This is a genomic window from Streptomyces sp. NPDC007095, assembly GCF_040634475.1.
Lineage (GTDB): Bacteria > Actinomycetota > Actinomycetes > Streptomycetales > Streptomycetaceae > Streptomyces.
On the sequence record NZ_JBEYFS010000540.1, the window covers coordinates 1 to 1,156 of the forward strand.

The 1,156-nt window shown below is 64.4% G+C and carries 1 protein-coding gene; it reads left to right on the forward strand.

Translation table 11 applies throughout. The features are described 5' to 3' along the window. Positions 1-525 precede the first annotated feature (525 nt). Entirely contained in the window at positions 526-939 is a 414-nt protein-coding gene (locus ABZ656_RS58080; RefSeq protein WP_075033842.1) for a hypothetical protein, read from the forward strand. The last annotated feature ends 217 nt before the right edge of the window (positions 940-1,156 follow it).

Sequence of the window (1,156 nt, forward strand, 5' to 3'; positions counted from 1 at the left end):
TACGCGACGACATCCACGAAGCCTTCCTCAGCCTGGCCTGCAGCATCATCTGCTGGCGACGACTGAGGAACCTCTCACTTTGTTAGGAGTTCTTATGAGTGCTGGCTGGGTGCCGGCTGTGGCCCCCGCCAGACGCCCAGATGCGAGCTCACAGCCCTGAGTGCGTGAGGGCTGTATACGTGTTCATGCAGTGAGGCCATGCATCTTGCCCCGGTGTGCTGTGCTGCAGGCGGTGGGCCAGGGCGTGTGCCCGACCTCGACCCGGTAGAGGGCGCGTGGGCGCACATCAAGCGGAGCCTGGCCAACCTGGCCGCCCGCACCCTCGGCGACCTGGAGACTCTGCTCCCATGTACTCGTAGCTTGCGGCTGTGACGAGGCCAGCCTGCCCCTGGTGGCGCCACGCCGGTCGGACGGCAGGCTTGCTACCAGGAAAATATGAGCATATGCTCGTATCTGCTCGCTGGAATCACCGGTAGCCGGTCCATACGTAAGCGGCCAGGGCCGGATCTCGGAAGTAGGCATGGCATGACGAACGCGGAAAACAGCGACAACGGCCGCCAGGGACTCAGCTACTACCCATGGTGGCTGGACAACCTGGCCGACGACGTCACCCTGGAAGGCGCCGCCATGAACGGCACCGCCCGTGGCGCGGAGGCGGTCCGCGCCATCGTGGTCAAGGCCCGCGAACTGTACGAGTTCCAGGACTTCAGCTTCACCGGAGACTTCGGCGACAACGGCTTCCTCGAGATCTACGATGCATCAGTCCTCGGCGAGCCCATGAAGGTTGTCGTCACGGTCACCCGCAACGCCGTCGGACAGGCCCAGGAACTCGCGGTGCTCCATCGGCCGCGCAACACGCTGCTGCTCTTCTCCCGCGAGATGAACAAGAAGTTCGCCGGCACCCCCCTCGCCGAGCACTTCCTCGCCGACGAGTCCTGAGACGACGATTCCGGGGGGCAGGCCTTACTGCCCAGCCCAGGCGCCGCCTCTTGGGCCGTCCGGCTCCGTCGGCTGTGAGGCAACCGTGAACTCTGTCCGGTCATCCAACCGTGGGATCTTTAAGTAGCTGTTGTCGTTCCGATCTTGAGGGGTGTGTGTCGAACGGGAGTCTCGATCGGGTGATCGCAACTGGTCGCGGGCATGAAGGCAGGGCCTC

Excerpts from the sequence above, each read along its gene's own strand:
- ABZ656_RS58080 (WP_075033842.1), top strand. The coding sequence starts at position 526 with ATGACGAACGCGGAAAACAGCGACAACGGCCGCCAGGGACTCAGCTAC.